General features: G+C 55.5%; 11 protein-coding genes. 8 read left to right on the plus strand and 3 right to left on the minus strand.

Annotated features, from left to right (window positions below; genetic code table 11):
- The first annotated feature begins 11 nt into the window (after window positions 1-11).
- Together ACKGJP_RS07590 and ACKGJP_RS07595 are read left to right on the plus strand one after the other, a co-directional pair.
- Window positions 12-617, plus strand: coding sequence for a pentapeptide repeat-containing protein (locus ACKGJP_RS07590; protein ID WP_409345058.1), 606 nt, complete (start codon window positions 12-14; stop codon window positions 615-617).
- 277 nt (window positions 618-894) lie between these two features.
- Window positions 895-1,614, plus strand: a complete 720-nt coding sequence (locus ACKGJP_RS07595; protein ID WP_409345059.1) for a hypothetical protein — start codon at window positions 895-897, stop codon at window positions 1,612-1,614.
- 23 nt (window positions 1,615-1,637) lie between these two features.
- On the opposite strand, the gene ACKGJP_RS07600 is transcribed toward ACKGJP_RS07595, so the two are convergent.
- Window positions 1,638-3,725 (minus strand): LuxR C-terminal-related transcriptional regulator, encoded by a 2,088-nt coding sequence (locus ACKGJP_RS07600; protein WP_409345060.1) that lies wholly within the window; start codon window positions 3,723-3,725, stop codon window positions 1,638-1,640.
- Window positions 3,726-3,852: 127 nt separating this feature from the next.
- On the opposite strand from ACKGJP_RS07600, the gene ilvB reads away from it, so the two are divergent.
- Both ilvB and ilvN read left to right on the plus strand, forming a co-directional pair.
- Entirely contained in the window at window positions 3,853-5,592 is a 1,740-nt protein-coding gene (gene ilvB / locus ACKGJP_RS07605) for a biosynthetic-type acetolactate synthase large subunit (RefSeq protein WP_409347099.1), read from the plus strand.
- A gap of 3 nt (window positions 5,593-5,595) precedes the next feature.
- Window positions 5,596-6,075 carry an acetolactate synthase small subunit gene (gene ilvN, locus ACKGJP_RS07610; RefSeq protein ID WP_409345061.1) on the plus strand — a complete coding sequence of 160 codons (480 nt, stop codon included), beginning with the start codon at window positions 5,596-5,598 and terminating at the stop codon, window positions 6,073-6,075.
- An 8-nt stretch (window positions 6,076-6,083) separates the two neighbouring features.
- On the opposite strand, the gene ACKGJP_RS07615 is transcribed toward ilvN, so the two are convergent.
- Window positions 6,084-6,983 (minus strand): LysR substrate-binding domain-containing protein, encoded by a 900-nt coding sequence (locus ACKGJP_RS07615; RefSeq protein ID WP_409345062.1) that lies wholly within the window; start codon window positions 6,981-6,983, stop codon window positions 6,084-6,086.
- A 468-nt stretch (window positions 6,984-7,451) separates the two neighbouring features.
- Between ACKGJP_RS07615 and ACKGJP_RS07620 the strand changes: the two genes are divergently transcribed.
- From ACKGJP_RS07620 to sdhB, 3 genes are read left to right on the plus strand one after another with little or no spacing between them, the layout of a single operon-like run.
- On the plus strand, window positions 7,452-8,108 hold the full coding sequence (locus ACKGJP_RS07620) for a succinate dehydrogenase cytochrome b558 subunit (RefSeq protein WP_409345063.1): 657 nt from the start codon (window positions 7,452-7,454) through the stop codon (window positions 8,106-8,108).
- 13 nt (window positions 8,109-8,121) lie between these two features.
- Entirely contained in the window at window positions 8,122-9,882 is a 1,761-nt protein-coding gene (gene sdhA, locus ACKGJP_RS07625) for a succinate dehydrogenase flavoprotein subunit (RefSeq protein WP_409345064.1), read from the plus strand.
- A 2-nt stretch (window positions 9,883-9,884) separates the two neighbouring features.
- Window positions 9,885-10,649: a succinate dehydrogenase iron-sulfur subunit gene (gene sdhB, locus ACKGJP_RS07630; RefSeq protein ID WP_409345065.1), complete on the plus strand. Its 765-nt coding sequence runs from the start codon at window positions 9,885-9,887 to the stop codon at window positions 10,647-10,649.
- 502 nt (window positions 10,650-11,151) lie between these two features.
- On the opposite strand, the gene ACKGJP_RS07635 is transcribed toward sdhB, so the two are convergent.
- Window positions 11,152-11,811 carry a hypothetical protein gene (locus tag ACKGJP_RS07635; RefSeq protein ID WP_409345066.1) on the minus strand — a complete coding sequence of 220 codons (660 nt, stop codon included), beginning with the start codon at window positions 11,809-11,811 and terminating at the stop codon, window positions 11,152-11,154.
- A gap of 152 nt (window positions 11,812-11,963) precedes the next feature.
- Here ACKGJP_RS07635 and ACKGJP_RS07640 point away from each other — a divergent pair, with 152 nt between their 5' ends.
- Window positions 11,964-13,316, plus strand: coding sequence for an N-acyl-D-glucosamine 2-epimerase (locus ACKGJP_RS07640; protein WP_409345067.1), 1,353 nt, complete (start codon window positions 11,964-11,966; stop codon window positions 13,314-13,316).
- The last annotated feature ends 263 nt before the right edge of the window (window positions 13,317-13,579 follow it).

A 13,579-nucleotide genomic window follows, 5' to 3' on the forward strand; every position in this document is an offset into this window, starting at 1 on the left:
AGAGAAAACGAATGCATGAAACGACCGACCGGCATTACGAGGAGACGGATTTCGGCGGTGCCGAGCTGAGAGATGCGGAAATGAAAAATTGCACGTTCACGCGCTGCCGGTTTCGCGGTGCACATCTGGAGGAAACGTATACGATAGGCTGCCGCTTTATCGAATGCGATTTTTCGGGAGCGCAGTTGAATGCATCGGTACATACGGGCGGGGCGTTTACGAATTGCCGGTTCGCCGGGTCCAATCTGTTCGCAGCCAAGTTCGAGCAGTGCAAAATGGTCGGCTCCGATTTTACGGAAGCGCAGCTGGACGGCATCACGATCATCGGCGGCGACTGGTCCTATACCAATATGCGGTTCGCCAACTTGTCCAGGCAAAATTTGCGCCATATTCGGCTGGTTGAGGCGGACTTGTATGCGTGCAGCTTCGAGAAAGCCGATTTGCGCGATGCGGATTTGACGCGGGCCCAGCTCGGGAAAGCGAAGCTGCAAGGCGCAGACTTGCGCGGCGCGGTCATGGACGGTGTCGATTTCAAGGCGCTTGAGGTGAAGGGCGCCAGAATGGACGCGGCGCAGGCTGTGGCTTTCATGCGCTCGTTCGGGGCGAAGGTAGAGTAGGAACGCTGCAGGGGCCGTTAATCGTTATAGGTGAGATGTTTATAGAGAACGCTTCGTTTCGTTAACCGGGACGGGCGTTTTTTGCTATGCGTAAACCGTTGCGGCGCTTCGGTTTCCCGACTTTGCCGTTCGAAGCAATCTTTGCGATTCCCCTGCGTTTATTTCATCTTTGGCCCGTTTTGGCTTTTTTTATTCCGGATTGAAGGGGAGCGCCTCTTTTTTGCCGTCTAATCGGAAAATCGTATGGATGTACCGGCCATATAAGGAGAGAACGACGATGGTTGCTTGGGTGAAGAGCGGACTTGACGGTTTGCTGGGGGTGTTCGATTTGGACGTCATTTTCGGAGATTATCCCCTCACGGACAAAATCGAGGCGTTTTGGCGGATGGCGATGCTCGGGTTCGCTATTTATTTGTATGGCAGGTATTTACTGAAACGAAATACGGGCGGCGCTTGGACGCTGTTTCCGGCGGGGGTTTTGCTCGTATATGCGTTTCTGATCCGCTGGCTCGACGTGAACGGCTGGGAGCAGATCGAAAGACTGTGGCCCCTTTTTCTGCTGGGTCCAGCGCTTGGACTTATTCAGTGGTACGTATTCGGCGGGTGGTCGCGTTTCGTGCTTGTTCCGGCCGTTCTCGTCACCGGCACCGGCTTGTTTGCAACCGGAATGAACGCCGGCTCCGCCGTCCTTCCGGCATCCGAATGGTGGCCGGTGTTCCCTATGCTGCTTGCGCTAAGCATGCATATGGGCGGTTTAACGAATTCGCGCTGGGGCAGACTGCTGCTGATCCCGGGCGGGGCGCTGCTTCTTTACAGCGTAATGTTTTTGGCCAACTCGCTGATGGGAGTATCGTACGAGCGGATGTGGCCGCTGTTTCTATTCGGACCGGCCGTCGGGCTGCTTGCGCTGTATGCGCTCGGCGTCAAACGCTGGTACGTTACGGTTCCGTTCGCGGTCTTTGCCGTGCTTGGCTTTGTATTTCTATCCGTTTTTTAGCGGACGAAAGCCCGCGCCGAAGGTTAGTCCGGCACGGGGGTTTGGCCGATGATGGCGCCGGCGAGCTGCGTACGGTTTTTCAAACCGAATTTTTGCAAAATCGCATTGACATGCTTTTTAACGGCGGCTTCGCTTATATAAAGCGCAGCCGCTATTTCTCTGTTCGTGTGGCCGCGGACGAGCAGACGGGCGGCCTCCTTCTCCCGAGGAGTGAGTTCGGGCAGCCAAACGGGCTCCTCGGGCTGCCGTGCAGGAGCTGCGGCTGCGGGCGCTCCGGCCATTTTGGCGACGAAAGCCGGAAGCTTCTCCTTCCGCGTATCCAGCACATAGGTGGCGGTCGGCGTCCTGCCGTCGTAGTCCTGGTGGGAGGCCCCGGGAAGGGGATCGAAGCCGTAGCCCAAGTGGGCATCCCTGTAATAGGCCAGCGGCGGAGGGGAGGCGATCAGCAGGCGTCCCGATAAAATGAAGCCGAGCATAACATGCACGATGTCCGACCGCAATTCTTCCTTCTCCAAGTCTTCGACGTCGATTCCCATAATATAGAGAGCCGTCTGCTGCCCGTTCGGCACCCGCAACGCTTGCAGCTGCTGGGGCGTTAGGCTGCGGAAATAAGCCCGGGATATGGGCGAGCGAGTCAAAAAATCGAGCGTTCCTTCGTGAATCGGTACGACGGCCGACAGCCCGACCACGAGCCCCTCGCGGCTGCGAAGCAGCTTTACGGCATCGATATCCAGAGCGAGCAGCTCCCGAATCGGCAAGCCCGCAAGCCGGAGCAAGCCTTCCTCGGCCGACAGCGAATAACGGAACAGCGAGCCGCTCTCCGCGTCGGAGCAGCGTATTTTCGAAGCCTTCGGCTGGCTTTTCCTGCGCTGGATATAGGCTTCCGCCTCATGAGCATTGACCGGCGTAACCGACTCCAAATAGTTGCTGGAATGTCTGGAATGCCGAAAGTGGGCGCGCAGAATCGGATTTCCCGATTGGCGCAGCAGCTCCGCTACTTCCCAGGAGACGTCTTCTTTCCTTAATAGAGCGGTGCCGATTTTGGCATGCATCACGTCGGCGGATTTGCTGCACATTCGCTCGAAGGCTTCCGGTTTGCGCCGGCGGAAAGCAGCGCGAAGCGATTCGCGAATGCGTTCGTGAAGATGCCAGCCTCTCGCGCTTCGGCCGACAAACGAGAGGCGGGTCAAACGCTCGAACAAGGAGGGAGCGATCTCCAGTTCGGCTATCGACGCCAGCAGCTCCTGATTGAACGAGCGGGGAACGGAAGCGGCCAATAGCAGCTCGCGCAGCTCGTCGTCGGGCGCTTCCCGCAGCCACTCTTCCAGCAAAGCTTCGAATTCCGGTTCGTCTCTGGAGGCTTCTGCCGCCAGTAGCGGCCGCGGCCACGATCGATCGAAAGCGCGGGGAAGGGAGCATAATGACAGCGACAGCGGGTGCCCGAGCGTTTTGACCCAAATGGCGTCGATAGCGGCCTCGTCGGCAATGCCCTCGCGCTGCAGGAAGGCTCGCGTTTCCTCATAGCTTAATTCGGACAGGGGGAGCGGGACGATAAGCTTTCGCCAAGAGGTAGAGAAGCGCCAAGGCCCTTCAAGCGGAAAGCGCCCCGCTATGACGAGAAGCACATCCGCGCGAAGCTTCGGAAAAAAGCTTTCCCGCAGCCATTGGTCCATGCTCCCGATTTCCTCGAAATGATCGAACGCCAAGACGACGCGCTGTACGGCGGCGATTCGGTTAACGGCCTCCAGGCAGCGGACGTAAATAGGAGGTTCCCCTCCTTCTCCGCGAATGCCGAATCGATCCGCGAGAGGCGTCACGAGCGTTTCCGGCGTATGTCCGTAATCGCGGACGTCGATCTGCACAAACAGGGCGCCGTAATGGGCGGAGCGGCGGCGCAGCTGCTCCAGCAAAAGCGTTTTGCCCATGCCGCCCGTTCCGTATAGGTTGAGAATGCGCTCCGGCCGATCGGACGGACGAGACATAAAAGCATCGAAATAATGAAGCTCGAACGAGCGTCCGACAAAGCCCGTTTCCGATAGCCGCTCGATGAGCCGTTCTATCGTTTCAGGCGTTTCTCCGTATTCCGGATCAAGCGGATCATGCGGAACCATCGTTCACCCACCTTGAATTTTTATCCAAAAGTATACTACCAAAGTAATCGGTTGGGTAGTGTCCCCGTTCCTGCATCATGGTACGTTAACGATTAATCGTTAACGAATGGGGGAAGCAAGAATGGCTATGACAGACAAGCGCGCATTTGTGCTGGAGGAAGCGGAAAGGGAGCGCTTGAAAAAACAAGACCGGATTACCGGCTCGGAAATGCTGCTGCGAACGCTGCTGCTGGAAGGGGTCGAGTGCGTGTTCGGCTATCCGGGAGGCGCCGTTCTCTACATCTATGATGCGATGCACGGAAACGAGAAGTTCCGGCATGTGCTGACCAGACATGAGCAGGGAGCGATCCATGCGGCTGACGGTTATGCCCGCTCGACCGGCAGAACGGGCGTGTGCATCGCCACCTCGGGACCGGGAGCGACGAATTTGGTCACCGGGATCGCCACGGCGCATATGGACTCGGTTCCGATCGTCGTCATTACCGGGAACGTCGCGACGACGCTGATCGGAACCGATTCGTTCCAGGAGGCGGACATTGCGGGCATTACGCAGCCGATCACGAAACACAGCTACGTCGTCAGGCGGGCGGAGGATTTGCCGCGGATCGTCAGGGAGGCGTTCTATATTGCCGGCACGGGACGAAAAGGACCGGTGCTCGTCGATATTCCGAAGGACGTATCCGCGGACGTCGCCGAATTCGTCTATCCGGAGGAAATAGCGGTGAGCGGTTACGCCCCGTATCAGCCGGTCGATGCGAAGGAGCTTCACGCGCTCGCCGGCGCACTGGCTGCGGCGGAAAGACCGCTTATCCTGGCCGGCGGCGGCGTAATTCAGGCGGATGCCGCGAAGGAGCTCGAGCAGTTTGCCGGCAAGCTGGACATTCCGGTCGTCACGACGCTTCTCGGACTCGGCGGTTTTCCGAGCGGCCATGAGCTGTGGCTTGGAATGCCCGGCATGCACGGATCCTATGCGGCCAATCAAGCGCTTCTGCAGTGCGATCTGCTGCTGTCGATCGGGGCCCGGTTCGACGACCGGGTGACGATGAAGCTGGAGGGCTTCGCCCGTCAGGCGACTATCGCCCATATCGATATCGACGCGGCTGAAATCGGCAAACTGGTGCCGACCGCCCTACCGGTTACGGGTGACGCCAAGCAGGTGCTGGAGAGGCTGATCGCCCTTGTTGCGCCTGCGGGGAGGCGGGCGGAATGGCTCGGCCGGCTGAAGCAAGCGGAAGCGGCGTTCCCGCTCCGGTACCGGGATGCCGAAGACGAGCTGAAGCCGCAATACGTCATCGAGATGATGTCCCGGACGACGAACGGGGAAGCGTTCGTTACGACGGACGTCGGGCAGCATCAGATGTGGACGGCCCAATTTTTCCGGTTCCGTAAACCGCGTTCGCTGATCACCTCCGGAGGGCTCGGCACGATGGGCTTCGGCTTTCCGGCGGCAATCGGCGCGCAGATCGGCAATCCGGACAGCCTCGTTATTTCGATCAACGGCGACGGCGGCATGCAGATGTGCGCCCAGGAGCTGGCGATTTGCGCGATTCGCCGGATACCGGTGAAGATCGCGGTCATCAACAACCGGACGCTCGGCATGATCAAGCAATGGCAGGAGCTTATATACGACGGCCGTTTCAGCCATATCGACCTGTCCGGCAGCCCGGATTTCGTGAAGCTTGCGGAAGCGTACGGCGTCAAAGCGCTTCGGGCCCAAACGAAGCGGGAAGCCGAGACGGCATGGCAGGAGGCTTTGCGAACGCCAGGCCCGGTGTTGATCGATTTCGTGGTATCGCAGAGCGAGATGGTTTATCCGATGGTGCCGCAAGGGAAGGCGCTGGCCGACATGATGATGGGGGAGGCGTAAACGATGGCGAAGCATACGATATCCGTTCTCGTAAGCGACCGTCCGGGCGTTCTGCAGCGGATCGCCGGTCTGTTCGCGAGAAGGGGCTGCAATATGGAGAGCTTGACGGTCGGCGCTTCCGAGCAGGAGGGGATGGCCCGCATGGTCATCGTCCTGAACGATGAGGAGCGCATGCTGGAGCAGATGTGCAAGCAGCTTGACAAGCTGATCGATGTCATACGCGTCGAGCCGCTTCAGCGGCAGCGTATGGTCGCAAGGGAGCTGATGCTCGTCAAGCTGCGCGCCGAGCCTGCGGCGCGTCCCGAAATTTTCGGCATGATCGAGGCGTTCCGCTGCTCCGCCGTCGATGTCGGCCTGCGAACGGTCGTTATCCAGGTAGCCGGCGATACGGACAAGAACGATGCGCTGCTCCAGCTGCTTCGGCCTTACGGCATCTTGGAGCTGACCCGGACCGGCGAAACCGCGATGAATCGCGGAGAGTGAGGGGCCGTTTACTCCCCTTCCCTCATGAAATAATCTTTTGCTTTCCATATAAAAGGATTGATCGAAGCTTGTCCGGATGCATCGTCCGTATAAATGAGAGAAGTCGTCCGTTTCGTCTGCATCAGCTCCGGAATGTTGCGGATATGCAGGTCGCCGGTTTCCAGCAGGCTGCTGCGCAAATACGACATCGGCAGCAGGGTGGCGACGTTGCAGGTCGGGACGAGCCGGATAATCGCCTCGAACGAGTCGATTTCCATGCGAACGTTCGGGAATACCGCATAACGGTGGAACAGGTCGTCGGTCATAATGCGATACCACGTGCCTTTGGAAAATAAAATCATCGGCAGCTCGTTCATGTCGCTCATGCGCACGTGGGTTCGTTCGAGAAACGAGTGGCTCGGCGGCAGCACAAGGCAGAGATGATCGTCGAACAGCGGAACGCAGTGGATGCCGGGATGGTCGATCACGGAAGCGACCAGGCCGAGGTCCACTTTTTTTTCCTTCACCATCAGGACGATTTCGTGCGTCTTGCCGGTTAAGGCGAGTATTTCCGTCTGCGGATAGTCCTTCGTAAAGAGCGTGATCAATTCGGGCAGCGTCGATTGCAGCGTCGTCAGGCTGGCGCCGATCGTCACCGACGGCGGGATTTGACCGGAGGCGAACGGGCTAAGCGCCTGCATCAGCTCGCGGTTGAGCCCGCGCATTTTAACGGCGTATTCATAGCAAATTTGGCCCGCGCGCGTCAGCTCGAGCCTTTTTCCTTTGCGGTGGAACAGCTGTACGCCGAGCGCGTTTTCGAGAACGATCATTTTGCGCGACAGCGCCGGCTGCGACAGATTGAGAAAGGCGGAGGCGCGGTTAAGGCTCTGCTGCTCCACGACCGTAGCGAAAATATCCAGATCCGACATGGGAAGTCACTCCTCATGAGACGATTCGCGGTTGGCCGCTATCGATAGATTTTTATAAGGAAACAAAAAAATTGTTATATGCAAAAAAGTTATAACGATATATAAAAGATAAGCAATTCCATTATAAGCGAAACGGTAGTAACATAAAAGCAGTCAAGGAACGTTCACATTTCCGTTGTACCGGGTATAAAAGCATGCCGTTTCATGGAAAAATAGGCGGTAGAGGGTTGCCGGCCGTATTCCGCAGAGGATCGGAGGACGAGTCGGCGCGGCTGACGCAAGGAAGCCGATAGAGAGGAAAACCTATTTCTCCCATCATCGGTATTATTCCGAATAGGGTACCGGATTTCTTTGAAATTCGTTCGGTTTTCGTGTCGGAATTTGTTGACGATGCGGTGTGCCAAGGGTACAATGAGTAGTGGTTTGTTCAAAAAAGGTTCATATTTTATGAGGGAGGAACTGCCAAAGATGACCGGAAATTCGTATTACTTCCGCAAGATTCATTCTTTGCTCGGCGTCATTCCAGTCGGCTTCTTTTTAGTGGAGCATTTGCTGACTAACTACGCGGCATTTAATGAAGGGCATGCAGGCTTTATCGACAGCGTGCGCTGGCTCAACAACCTACCGCTCGTTCTTCTGCTGGAGATCGTTGGGATCTGGCTGCCGCTTCTGTACCACGGCGTTTACGGCCTTTATGTAGCTTACACGGCACGCAACAATGTAAGCAACTATGGCTACTTCCGCAACGTCATGTTTTTACTGCAGCGGGTAACCGGGGTTATCACGCTTATTTTCGTGGCGTGGCACTTCTTCGAAACACGCTTTCAAGTGGCGATCGGCAACACCACTCACGACGAGCTCGGCGTAGTCATGCACGGCATCGTGATGACGCCATGGGCATTTGCATTCTATGTGATCGGCGTCATTTGCGCATCTTTCCACTTTGCCAACGGCATGTGGTCGTTCCTCGTCAGCTGGGGAATCACGATCGGACCTCGCGCGCAGCGCATTTCCTCCATCATCTGGATGGGCGTTTTCGTCGTGATGGCCGTGATGTTCATTCTTTCTCTGACGGCATTCGGCGGTGCGGAATTCCAAGATACTTCTGTGTTGAAAAAAGCGTAAGGGGTGACAACGAATGGCTAATGCAAAGGTAATTGTAGTCGGCGGAGGTTTGGCCGGATTGATGGCGACCATCAAGGCCGCTGAAGCGGGCGTACATGTCGACTTATTTTCATTGGTGCCGGTTAAACGTTCTCACTCCGTGTGCGCACAGGGTGGAATTAACGGCGCAGTTAATACAAAAGGCGAAGGCGACTCTCCTTGGGAGCACTTTGACGATACGGTATACGGCGGGGACTTCCTCGCGAATCAGCCTCCGGTAAAGGCGATGTGCGAAGCCGCGCCTGGAATCATTCACTTGATGGACCGGATGGGCGTTATGTTCAGCCGTACGCCGGAAGGTCTTCTTGACTTCCGCCGCTTCGGGGGTACGCAGTACCACCGTACGGCATTTGCGGGCGCAACGACAGGCCAACAGCTGCTGTACGCTTTGGACGAGCAAGTTCGCCGCTGGGAGGCGGCCGGTCTCGTAACCAAATACGAGCACTGGGAATTCATGTCCGCCGTCATTGACGACGAAGGCATTTGCCGCGGCATTTGTGCGCAGGATCTGCGCAGCATGGAAGTGACCACGTTCGTAGCGGATGCGACGATCATGGCGAGCGGCGGGCCGGGGATCATTTTCGGCAAAACGACGAACTCCGTCATCAACACGGGAACGGCGGCAAGCGCGGTTTACCAGCAAGGCGTTTACTACGGCAACGGGGAATTCATTCAAATTCACCCTACGGCGATCCCGGGCGACGACAAGCTGCGCTTGATGTCCGAGTCGGCACGCGGCGAAGGCGGACGGATTTGGACGTACAAAGACGGTAAGCCTTGGTACTTCCTCGAGGAAAAATATCCGGCATACGGAAACTTGGTACCGCGGGATATCGCGACGCGTGAAATTTTCTCCGTTTGCGTCGACGATAAGCTCGGCATCAACGGCGAGAACATGGTTTATCTCGACCTGTCCCACAAAGATCCGAAGGAGCTCGACGTCAAGCTGGGCGGCATCATCGAAATTTACGAGAAGTTCATGGGCGACGACCCACGTAAAATTCCGATGAAGATTTTCCCTGCGGTTCACTATTCGATGGGCGGCCTGTGGGTAGACTACAACCAAATGACGAACGTTCCGGGCTTGTTCGCTGCGGGCGAATGCGATTATTCGATTCACGGCGCGAACCGTCTGGGCGCAAACTCGCTGCTTTCGGCGATTTACGGCGGGATGGTTGCCGGACCGAAAGCGATCGAGTACATCAAAGGCCTCAAGAAGCATGCGGCCGACGTTTCCTCTTCGGTATTCGAAGCCGAGAAGAAAAAACGGAACGATCAGTACGAGAGCCTGCTCAAAATGGACGGCACCGAAAATGCGTACGTCATTCACAAAGAGCTTGGCGAAATCATGACGAACAACATGACGGTAGTCCGCTACAACAAAACGCTGCAGGAAACCGACGACAAGCTCCAGGAGCTGCGCGAGCGTTACAAAAAAATCAACATGACGGATACTGCGCGCTGGAACAACCAAGGCGTCGCTTTTACCCGCCAATTGTGGAACATGCTCGAGCTTTCCCGTGCGATGACGATCGGCGCGCTTATGCGTAACGAAAGCCGCGGCGCGCACTACAAGCCGGAGTTCCCTGAGCGCGACGACGACAATTTCATGAAGACGACGAAAGCGAAATATACGCCGGAGCGTCCGATCATCGAGTACGAAGATATCGACGTATCGCTCGTTGCGCCGCGTAAACGCGACTACTCCACCGATAAGAAAAAGGGAGGGGCTTAAGCATGGCAGAGACGAACGTGCAGAACAAAACGATTCGCTTGATCGTAACCCGCCAAGACAGCCCGGACGGCAAATCGTACACCGAAGAATTCGAAGTGCCTTACCGCCCGAACATGAACGTAATCAGCGCGTTGATGGAAATTCAGCGCAATCCGAAAACCGCTAACGGCCAAGGAACGACGCCGGTATGCTGGGAATCGAACTGCCTGGAGGAAGTTTGCGGCGCTTGCTCGATGGTCATCAACGGCAAGCCGCGCCAAGCTTGCTCCGCGCTTGTCGACAAGCTGGAGCAGCCGCTTCGCGTCGCTCCGATGAAGACGTTCCCGGTTATGCGCGACCTCGTCATCGACCGCGGACGCATGTTCTCGGCGCTGAAGAAGGTCAAAGCATGGATTCCGATCGACGGCACGTACGATCTCGGACCGGGGCCTCGCCTCGCCGAATCGAAGCGTCAATGGGCGTATGAGCTTTCCAAGTGCATGACTTGCGGCGTCTGCCTCGAATCGTGCCCTAACGTGAACGACAAAACGTCGTTCATCGGACCGGCGGCCATCTCTCAAGTGCGTTTGTTCAATACGCATCCGACGGGTGAAATGAACAAGCACGAGCGTCTCGAAGCGCTCATGGAAGACGGCGGCATCGAAGGCTGCGGCAACTCGCAGAACTGCGTGCGCTCGTGTCCGAAAGGCATTCCGCTCACGACCTCGATCGCAGCGATGAACGCCGACACGACGAAGCAATTGTTTAAAAATTGGCTTGGCATGTAAGAAGGAAACGCAAAAAACTGACCTTTTCGGGGGTCAGTTTTTTTGCGTTTAGTAAGGGGTGGCGGGGGAATGGAGTCGCTGATCGAGAGTTGAGCAAACTTCACTGTTTACAAGCAGAATGAGGTTATTTCAACTATATAAGTTGAACTAAGACAAGGGAGACAGAATGAAATGGACTCCCCATTCATTAGTTCAACTAATATAGTCTAAATCCACAAACTTCATTATTTTCAGGCAACATGTGGTCATTTCGTCGAATAGTGAACCCAGGTTCACTAACAGTGAAGCAAACTTCACTATTTTCAGTCAAAAGCAAGTCATTTCATCGAATAGTGAACCAGACGTCGCTATTTTACCGTTACGTTCACTATTAGTGACGTTTGCTTCACTATCTCGCCAATGGACTCCATTCCCGGGTGAAATAGTGAATTTAGGTTCAGTAATATTGAATTTACATGCCTTATTTACGGAAGAAACCGGGATCAGAGGGCAACTCGTTCAGTCAATTTTTCAAGCTTCTGAAATGCTCCCCGTCCCTGACCGTAATATTCAGTCCATTTATACTCCCTGAGGAGGATACGACATCATAGCCGTCCGGCAGCTTTAATTGGAACGGGATGCTGAACGTTTTTTGCTCGCGCGGGGCGATTGTCAAACGCTGATGGCCGATGACATCCAAGTCCCCAACTAACGACGAGGGGGACGAAGAGGAATCCCTGAGCGAGACGTTGAAGCTTACTTCCGTTTGCCCGTAATTTTTGAAGGTAAACGTGCAGGCGCCTTCGATTGCACCTTGTTGAACTTTATAGTGGCAGCTGCTGTTATTACGCAATTCGAGCGCGTAGATGCCTTCCGCAAAAACGGATTGATAACCGGCCGCTACGGTTTGCGGAAGCATGGGGATGAGAATGAGCAGCGATATCGTTACAAGAAAGCGGTGTTGACGCATGGTTTTGTATAGCAGTACCAAACCGGAGAGGAACAATAATGTAAATATAATCCCGGGAAAGTAGAATCCGGAGGTGCCTTTTGACCACGGAGAGAATCCGGCGGTTCGAAAGGCAAGCTCCCCCAGCGTCACGTCATCAGGGTATTTCCATGCCATTGCCGCAGAAAGGCTTAGCAGCAGGATGGCTGTCAACAGCGATGCCCTTTTTGTCAAAGCGGTCGCTCCTTTCAGAAAAAAGATTAGATTTATTATACTAAAATAAGGTTAAGATGGATACCTTAGGCGGGTGTAATTGCCGAACGGGTCATGAAAAGCCGATTACATCTATATTTTATAAGGAAGCCGTTGCAAGCGGAGGGTTGGAAATGAAGCATAAAGCTGTATGGTCAGGGCCGTCCATTCAAATCGACCCTTTGTTTGCCTATTACACCGACAGGTCGGCGGATAGCATTGCGGAGGAAATCGAGCTGGCAGGCTATCGTACGGTGCATTATTTTGTCGTCAGCGAAAACAAGGTCAATCGAGAACTAATCGATGCCTTTCATGCAAAGGGAATTGCGGTATGGGCGCTCGTCATCGGGAACGGAACGTTCAGCACCGACGGTTATCCGGCGGAATGGCCCGGTTGGCAAATGGAGCTTCTGAAGCCTGCGAACGACGGATTCATAAGGCTTTCTCCATTCAGCGGCAGCTACAGGACATGGAAAAAGGCAGCCGTGGCTGCACTTCTCACAGACTATCCCTTCGACGGCATCGAGTTCGCCGAGCCATTTTTTCCGGAGTGGGACGGGATCCGCACGGGCACTTACGGGGATGTCGGACCGCTGGCGCAAGCCGCTTTTGAGCAAAGGTACCAGGAGGAAATCCCGGATTTCCGCAATCCCGGCTCGCCTAGGTACTATTTGTCGGATACGAAGCGGTATCGCAATTGGGTTGAATTCCGGGTGGAGGCCGTCAATGATTTCCTTGACGAGCTGTTGAACGGGGCGGGCGGTGCAAGGGACGTTCGTCCGGATATTGCCGTAGCCACTTGGTCGCTGGCGATCGACGACGGTCCTCGTTCCGTTGAACGCCTTAGAGAAATTCAGGGATTGGATGCGCCTGCCATGATTGCCAAGGTAAAGCCGGACATTCATGTGCTGCAGACCCATTGGCCGGACTGGACCAAGAGCGAATCCGAGCTCCCTCCGGACTATATCAAAGCGTACCGCCCTTTCGCCGATGCGATCCGAGCGGCGCACCCGGGCATGCCGATCGCCGTTCAGGCGGATATCGGGTCGGCTAAGCATATGCTGAAAAGTCGGGAATGGCTGAACGGATTTTCCCGCGCTGTCAAGCGATACGGCTATGCGGCCTGGACGGCTTATGAATATCATTTGGGAAAGTATATGTATGACGAAAAGCCGGTACCGCTCAAAGTGCAAAGGATAGGTGCAAGGGAGCTGGTCCTATCGTTCAATAAAAGAATCGACGGGGCGTCCGTTTTGATGCCCGGACATGTGCTGCTGGATACCGGCGGGCATGTGCGTCCTCTGTTTCCGGAAGCCGGGGCAAAGATCGACGGAAACCGCATAGTCGTATACGCCGAGCAGCTTCCCCGAACGTCATTCGAATTAGTCTTCGCTAACGTGACCGACACGCCTTCGCGCTGGTTGTTTAACGAGCATGAGCCGAATGCGATTATGGCGGGAACACATGTAGTTGTACCTGGGAGGTAAGCGGGGCGCCACAGACAAGTCGAGCAGGGACGAAAGTCGGGCTTAGTGATCCGGTGGTACCGAATGGAAGAGCCATCGCTCAACGGATAAAAGCTACCCTGGGGATAACAGGTATCTCAGGCCGTGAACCGGGCGGCTGCTGCATGTTTTACTGCCCGGGTTCCCGCAAGTGCGGCTGTGAAACGTATTTTCTGCATATAGCAGGAATGCGTTTTTTATTGTTGACAATCCACAAATGACTAAATAATTGTTGACAACGAAAA

This window comes from Paenibacillus litoralis (assembly GCF_046244365.1).
GTDB lineage: Bacteria > Bacillota > Bacilli > Paenibacillales > NBRC-103111 > Paenibacillus_V.

What these genes read in the sequence shown, in the direction of transcription:
- ilvB (WP_409347099.1), top strand. Translation starts at nt 3,853, where the DNA reads ATGACAGACAAGCGCGCATTTGTGCTGGAGGAAGCGGAAAGGGAGCGC.
- ACKGJP_RS07595 (WP_409345059.1), top strand. Translation starts at nt 895, where the DNA reads ATGGTTGCTTGGGTGAAGAGCGGACTTGACGGTTTGCTGGGGGTGTTC.
- ACKGJP_RS07620 (WP_409345063.1), top strand. Translation starts at nt 7,452, where the DNA reads ATGACCGGAAATTCGTATTACTTCCGCAAGATTCATTCTTTGCTCGGC.
- ACKGJP_RS07615 (WP_409345062.1), bottom strand. Translation starts at nt 6,983, where the DNA reads ATGTCGGATCTGGATATTTTCGCTACGGTCGTGGAGCAGCAGAGCCTT.
- sdhA (WP_409345064.1), top strand. Translation starts at nt 8,122, where the DNA reads ATGGCTAATGCAAAGGTAATTGTAGTCGGCGGAGGTTTGGCCGGATTG.
- sdhB (WP_409345065.1), top strand. Translation starts at nt 9,885, where the DNA reads ATGGCAGAGACGAACGTGCAGAACAAAACGATTCGCTTGATCGTAACC.
- ACKGJP_RS07590 (WP_409345058.1), top strand. Translation starts at nt 12, where the DNA reads ATGCATGAAACGACCGACCGGCATTACGAGGAGACGGATTTCGGCGGT.
- ilvN (WP_409345061.1), top strand. Translation starts at nt 5,596, where the DNA reads ATGGCGAAGCATACGATATCCGTTCTCGTAAGCGACCGTCCGGGCGTT.
- ACKGJP_RS07600 (WP_409345060.1), bottom strand. Translation starts at nt 3,725, where the DNA reads ATGGTTCCGCATGATCCGCTTGATCCGGAATACGGAGAAACGCCTGAA.
- ACKGJP_RS07640 (WP_409345067.1), top strand. Translation starts at nt 11,964, where the DNA reads ATGAAGCATAAAGCTGTATGGTCAGGGCCGTCCATTCAAATCGACCCT.